Origin of the sequence: Rhodococcus sp. T7 (assembly GCF_009872365.1) — a bacterium.
Classification (GTDB): Bacteria; Actinomycetota; Actinomycetes; order Mycobacteriales; family Mycobacteriaceae; genus Rhodococcus_F.
Genome location: NZ_WXYH01000004.1, coordinates 22,623 through 29,110, shown reverse-complemented (window position 1 = coordinate 29,110; position 6,488 = coordinate 22,623). Strand labels below are relative to the sequence as shown.

Annotated in this window: 5 protein-coding genes; all 5 read right to left on the bottom strand. The window is 57.9% G+C overall.

Going from position 1 to position 6,488, the window contains the following annotated elements; all coding sequences use genetic code 11:
- Positions 1-1,746, bottom strand: a 1,746-nt coding sequence (gene argS / locus MLGJGCBP_RS00625; RefSeq protein ID WP_160093677.1) for an arginine--tRNA ligase domain-containing protein, incomplete at its 3' end; no start/stop codon positions are given.
- 336 nt (positions 1,747-2,082) lie between these two features.
- Positions 2,083-2,673, bottom strand: coding sequence for a histidine phosphatase family protein (locus MLGJGCBP_RS54110; RefSeq protein ID WP_160093676.1), 591 nt, complete (start codon positions 2,671-2,673; stop codon positions 2,083-2,085).
- A 549-nt stretch (positions 2,674-3,222) separates the two neighbouring features.
- The gene (locus MLGJGCBP_RS00615; protein ID WP_160093675.1) at positions 3,223-4,017 is read right to left on the bottom strand and encodes a hypothetical protein; all 795 of its coding nucleotides are present in this window, start codon (positions 4,015-4,017) and stop codon (positions 3,223-3,225) included.
- 223 nt (positions 4,018-4,240) lie between these two features.
- Positions 4,241-5,446: an aldo/keto reductase gene (locus MLGJGCBP_RS00610; protein ID WP_236580851.1), complete on the bottom strand. Its 1,206-nt coding sequence runs from the start codon at positions 5,444-5,446 to the stop codon at positions 4,241-4,243.
- On the bottom strand, positions 5,433-6,377 hold the full coding sequence (locus tag MLGJGCBP_RS00605; RefSeq protein ID WP_160093673.1) for a hypothetical protein: 945 nt from the start codon (positions 6,375-6,377) through the stop codon (positions 5,433-5,435). Before MLGJGCBP_RS00605 ends, MLGJGCBP_RS00610 begins: the two co-directional genes overlap by 14 nt.
- Positions 6,378-6,488 lie beyond the last annotated feature (111 nt).

The following is a 6,488-nucleotide window of genomic DNA, read 5'->3' as shown; positions in this document are numbered from 1 at the left end:
ACTCTCCTCGGTCGGGTGATGTGATTGCGACTGACCACCCCGACCAGTTCCGCCAGCTGAGGCGAACGGCGGACCGAGGCGGTCGGACTGGTCTGGCACCCGGATGTTGAGTATGCCCAGCGCGCGCTGGAGGATGACACCCACCGCGCCAGCTGTCGCCGGGTCGATCCCGTCTCGGGCACAGGCGTCTACGCACTGGCAACACACGTTTATGTAATGCGTGAGCGCGGTTGTGTCCAGCCTCGCTGCCGAGCGCTCGACCACGCCTGGCAGCGCATCGAGGTGCAGAAGAAGCCGCCGGAGCGCCGGACCGTTTTTTTCGGCTGCCACGCCGTAGTCCGCCAACTCTGCTGTAGAAAGAGCCGTGATTGTGCGAACCACAAGGGCGAATTTAGGCAGGCTTCGCCGCCACACGTCAGTAGGGTCGAACACAATGTCCCGATCGGCCCGGATACTGAGGAAGTGATACTTCAGCAAACCAATAGCCAGCAGTTCTGCCGCCTCTAGGCCATGTGAGCTGAGCCTCGTCATCAAGTCGTCGATGACCGCGTCAGCGAGCAACGCGGTGCCCTCTCGTGAGCTCACCTTCCCCTCGGGCGTCCGGACCATTCCGAAGTACAGCGGCTCAACCCGCCCTGCCCACTCGTACCCGAAAATAGACAGTGCTCGGAGTGCAGCGTCGTACCGGGCCTTCCAATGGTGGCCTAGCAGGTCGACCATCCGGTCAGTGTTCCCCGCCTCGCCACGCGGAATCATCACGGCGCATCCCCGCGTGTAGACGGTCTGCGTGCCATCCTGCCGCAGGAAGGTAAGCTCCCCCATGTTCAAGTCATCGAGATCGATATATACCGAGCCATCCGGTCGGCGGGCGCAGTGGCCGGCCACGAGCGCCCGTTCAACCATCTCGCGCCCGAGGTCGAGCACCTCACTCTCCCTGATGACCACGTCGAAGCGCGTGCCAATCCGCCTGTACGTGCACCCGATACCCTCCTCAGCCCAGGCTGCCGCCCGCAATACCTCGCGCGCGGCAGCGCAATCGCCGGCCTCCATTCGGCCGAGCAATTGCGCCGCCTCTCGCTCTAGTTCGGTCCGTATGTCGGTCTGGACCCCGTCGGCGTCACCAGGCTCGATCGAGCGTTTTGCACGCCCCGACTTAAGGGCGGCGTTCTCGGCATGGAAACGGGCGTAGAACGCGCCAACAAATCGGTCACCCCGCACACCCGCCGTGGCCGGAGTCGAAGCTCCCCCCCACCGCCGGTGTGCTACCACGGCATGACAGATGTGGATGCCCCAATCCGAGATGAACTCTGAACGCCGGACCCGATAACCCGTGGCCCCGAGCAGTCCGCTCACTGCCATGCCGAGGAAGTTATTGCGCAGATGACCGACGTGTAACGGCTTGTTAGCATTGGGATCTGAAAAGTTCACGTCAGCCGTGCGGTGCATTTTTACTATTCCGCCATAGACATGTCGATGAGCCAGCACGTATTCGGTAACTGTCCGGTGAAGGAAGTTGAAGTCCAGCTTCAAGTATGCGTTTGGACCCACCCACACCACAGCTTCCACCCCACCCGTACCTGCAACCGTGTCGACTTTCGGCCGAACAACGGCGTTAGTCGTGTCGCTGATGGTCAGCTTGACGTCGCCGAGAGCGGGCGGAACGGGATGGTAGATGTGCGGGTGGGCATCAGACTGCAGGCGCGGCGCAAGAGAATCCTCCAACACCGCTGCGATCGGACCACGCATGGAATCTCCTCGGTCAGACCCTTACCGAAGGCATAGAGACAGCGTACCTCTGAGACGCGCGGAAAATCCGGAGAATTCAAAGGTCACTTTCTGGCGCAAATAACCGGATACGCGTTCTGATTTTTTGCCACTTCTACGTCAACCATAAGGTTAGAAGCAACTTCACCGACCAAGTGGATCACTTTGGATCCACAAAGGTCCAGGAGTACTCCTCCCCCGTCTTTTACAGCCGATGCTGGCCAAACCACCTGAATGGCATCTTGAAATTTTGGGCCATTCCCCTTCGCCTTCTGGTCACGCACCCTCGGATGCCAACTAGAGGGAGAATGTTGGTGTTCAATTGCCCCAACCCAACACCACAGGACTCTCTCGTTCCCAGCCTAGTTTGACTATTCCGAGAGCCTCGAGCCGGAACAGCGCAGCCTGCCTGGGGTGAAGTCCTAACCAGCGGGCCGTGAACAACCTGATCCAGTGACCGTGGGCGACTATCAAGGCGGAACCAGCCGAGCTGTCGAGCAACTCACGGTGCAGTGAATCGACGCGGTATGTCATCTCTTCAAGCGTTTCACCATTCGGCACATCATCCGACCACACATTCCAACGCGGGTGACGGCGGCGGATTTCGGCAGTAGTGAGCCCCTCGTAGTCGCCGTAGTCACGTTCACGAAGCCGGTCATCAACTATAAATTCCTCACCGCTACACAAGAGTTGGGCCGTGCGTCGAGCCCTCGACAAGGGGCTGGACATGACCATGTCGAATGACATTCGCCGGATCCGATCACCAACTTCGATAGCCTCGAATTCGGCAGAGCTTAGGAGAGGAACGTCCATCCTTCCAGCAAACCGACCCTTGGTGCTCCACTCAGTCTTCCCGTGACGAATCAGCACAACAGTTTCAGGTCCTCGGTGGTTCTTTGATTCCGACATTCAATCAACCGCTTCAGTGTTCATCCTGGACACGGGACACGGGACACGGGACACGGGTGCGATTCGGCGAGGTCGACGATGGGCGCCTGGGGGGCCGTCGCCCTTGGGTGTCGCGGATCGGGGTGTCGTAGATGCGTGCGTTTCTTGCGGAGCGTGGTGAGTTGTGCCACGACGGTCCCGTTTCCCGCAGCGTTTCAAACGCGCGTTCAATCAAGTTTTTACGAGACGACCGTATGCCACAATGCCCGACAATCAAGCGCCAAACCGTAGTGTGTCGCAAAACCTGTCAAAAATGTCACTCTCCCGTCAACGAACATCAAGCTTCGTAGACCATGCGAATAACCAACTTACTAGTTGGCATAAGGTAGATTCTCGGCAACTTGGATTGGTTTCCTAGCCAGTGGATTTGGTGCAGTAACGTGCCACGATCCCGCTCGGTGTGCTGCTTACCCGTCGTCACGACGGCAGGTTGCAACAATCTGCGAGAAACTGGACGAGCCCACACTCTAGCGAACTGAATCTCCCTTGAAACCGTGGAGCATGCACAAATCACGCTTTGGCGCGACCACGATCCGACGGTGGAGACGACTGGACTAAGCGGTCGGATCGAGCGAGGCCCCGGTAAGTCCATCGATATCTGCCACCCGTCGCTCGTACTACACTGTCGAGTTTCAGATCAGCATCTCGCCATAAGCTCTCGAGAGCGTTGAAATCAACATCAGCCTCTCGTACCTCGTAGGTCGCGTCTTCCTTGGCCAAGTCGACTCGCGCCAATGCACCCTCTTGCACGGACGGGGTCCAGCTCGAAACGCCGCCCTTAATGAAGGCAACAAATGCTTCCAAAGAATCGAAGACCTCGGAATCCAGTGCACTGGGATCTGGAGCGGTACGTACCAATGCCGAAAAGAGACGCTGTCCGTCTGGATGACTGATGCTGATTTCGGTCGTGCCGTCAGATTGTGCAATGTCTGCTTTAACGAGAGGGATAGTGTCTTTCAAGATCATCGGAGCGAGATAGCTGATAGCGGAGTTGTCTGCGTTCCTATCCGTAATGTACACGGTCGGATTCGCCGTAGGCTTAGAAATGTCTACCGCACCGCAGCGATAGGCGCACGATATGGTTTTGATATTTTTAATATCCGCGAAAGGCGGTATAGGCCAAACGGTAATTCTGTCCAAGGCCAATACGCAGAATGAGGCAACGGACCACCCGTTGAACACTTGAGGTTTTAACCAGGTGGCGGGCAGGCGTTCGTCCAAGGCATCCGGTCTCAACCTAAAATTAAATATGAATCGCTCAACCAAGCGAGCATCCACAATACGAGGGATTGATAATATGTTCATCGAAACCACCTCTCAGCAATCACGAAGTAATTGGAAGTTCTTGATTTTCTGATCACGCATGCAATCGCCATGGTGCTCGCTGTTGGCACACTTGTGGTGAATGCGGCCTCCGTGCCCGACTTGTCTATAATAACCCGCTCGGAACGCAATGTGAACGCTCGGAATGTTATGCAGTGAGGTGTTCTCGTGCGCCCAGCAGTTAGGAGGTTGGTGGTTGGTTATCTCATCCCGGGGGCCTCCGGTTGCTAATAATGAGTTCTCGTAGGCTGTGCACATAGTCAGGGCTTCGCATCCCCACGAGCACATGGTCGATCCCTGCGTCGAGTAAGTAGGAACAAGCCGCCACCTGTAGCGGGTGACTGTCGGTCGCATCCAGGATCCGGCTGGCGTAAAGATCACGCCTGGTTGCCTCGGCCCGGTCGCTCATTCTCTTCTGGGCATTATCAAGAGCACGTCGATGAAGTCGAGCGAAAAGCCTCGCTTCAGCTTCAGGTATGTCGCCCTTGTAGAGTGCGCGCAGGAAGGTTTGGAGGAGTCCAAGGAAGAGCTCGTCGACTGCGTCGGTCGTCTCGATGTCAGCCCAGTGGTCGGCGACGTACTGGATTACTGGGAATTCTAGCGGTGTAGCTGTCGCTCCTGACCGCACGAGCTGTCCGCTCACTGCTTCAACACACATCGATAGCAGCCGCGAATCGTCATTAGTCGGCCTGTCCGCGTGGGATTCATAATTCGCTAGCCGTACGAGGCGGCCATCGACCAACGCATTCAGTGGCCGGTTGGCAAGAGTCGCAACACCTGCAGCTCGTGCTCGAACGGTCAGACTCGCGCCAGCCGGGTTGCACACGGCGTCTCGCTCGAGAAGGTTGCAGGGGAATTGGAGGAGTCGGAAATGATGGTGAGTGGCGGCATGCGCTGCCAGTGTGATGTACGACTCGAGGCCTAGCACCGGGTCGGGCGAAGTGGCGACGACATTCGAGCTGATCCCGTAGAATCGAATTTTCCCGAGGGAGACGCAGCCTTCGAGAAACACGAAGGCTGCAGCAACCCGGTCGGCGAACTCATCAGTTTCCACACCATCGTCAAGCAAGCGCTCAGGATTATGCAGTAGGAATCCGTCGACCCACGGGCGGCCAAGTCGTTCGAGGGAACGATCCAGGCTTGCCGCGAGGAAATCTGGCGCGATTGAATGCTGCGTACCCGGTGGGTCGGGGTAACCCGCCTTAGTGATTACGAAGGTGTCAGCGCTGGAATGAACTGAAGCCACGACGGCGCCGACAAGACGCTCGGAGTAGCCGTTGGTATACGTAGCGGCAGTGTCGATCAGATTGCAGCCCAACCGGATCGCCTCCGCAAGGGCGAAGCCATGCTCCGATGTTGACACGCGATAAGAGCCGAAGCCTATTGGACTTAGCTCGTCAAGGGAGATCATGGTCAAGCGGATTCCGGGCCACGAAGGCAGCGTAGGAGAAGGCATATGGTTGACCGGTGAGGTCGAGGGCCGCCAACTCCTCTCGGCGACGATCAATTGTCTCGATGAGTGCTAAACGACAATACTTAAGGATACGTAGGCCTTCGTCAGTGAAGAGGCCAGGTCTACAAACATTCGCCAAGTCGGCGACCGCACGTGATCCGATGAGCCCGAGCCGGCCCCGAGACTCATGAGCCTGCCGGGGGGTAAGCCCATCGAGATCGAGAAGGCGATTGAGGGTCAAGATCATCGCGGCCTCGGTGAAGACGCCATGAAAAGCTTCATACAAGCTACGAGTCTCGTCAACGATGCCGGTGATGTCGGCTAGCGGCGTCTCGGCGGGGACCGTGAAGAATACCTCTCGGTCGACCGTCATAGCTGTGCAAAGGACGTGACCACCCTGGTGTACAAGATCTTCCACGAATCCGATGTCGGTGTCATCTTCCGCAGCAGCGAGAAACACAGCACCGTGCGCTGCCGGAGTAGCAAAGGAGTGCACGTGACCTGCCCGGTGAACGGTTACTCGCCGGACTGCGTCCGCGAGATGAGCGTGTAGCAGGGGAACAGTGCGCGCGAGAAGCGAAAAGGCTTCGATGATACTTCTGGAGTGCCGACGGGTTTCGATCAGCGTCTCAACTATGGCCGACTCGCCGGCGTTGGCACAATAGAAGCGTTTTAGCAGCGGGTGCGCGCTCCCGGCAAGGACGGCGCGTGTACCCGGAACCATCGGTATGGGCCGAAGCGCGGCTTCTGTCTCGCCCTTATCGCCTCGGATGAGTACACGGTTGTGGCCAAGCCGGCGTAAATTCAACACTTCGTCGGCGAGATTGCCGTCGAACTGACCCAACCCCGGCAGCTCCACCACGCCGTCATCATCAACGATCACCGACACACAATTCGAGTCTTGGTCCGGAGGAAGGCTGCCAAGCAGGGAATTCAAGTTGACATGCGGGGTGGGACTCGTTAGCCACGCAAGAACTAGCGGCTCCAGCAAAGCGTGACT